Annotated in this window: 1 pseudogene; it reads right to left on the bottom strand. The window is 49.0% G+C overall.

The annotated features are described in order from the left end of the window. A pseudogene (locus NLF92_RS14120) lies at positions 1-210 on the bottom strand (dihydroxy-acid dehydratase domain-containing protein); the annotation flags it as partial.

Raw genomic sequence — 210 nt, 5'->3', positions numbered from 1 at the left:
ACACACCTAATGGTGGTGTCAGGCGGTGCAACTCCGGCATGCCGATAGCGGCAGGCCCCTGGAAGCGAACAACAACAATGCAGTCCTTATCCAAATCACCAGCTTTAAACGCAGCATCCAATTCATACTGATCTTCAAATACCACTGCTGGCGCTTTGATATGGCAAACGGGGTTTTTAAGTGCAGATGTCTTAATTACTGCACGGCCTA

The organism is Opacimonas viscosa (assembly GCF_024199005.1).
In the GTDB taxonomy this organism is placed as follows: domain Bacteria; phylum Pseudomonadota; class Gammaproteobacteria; order Enterobacterales; family Alteromonadaceae; genus Opacimonas; species Opacimonas viscosa.
The sequence above is the reverse complement of the archived record's forward strand: the minus strand, read 5'-3'. Positions and strand labels throughout refer to the sequence as shown.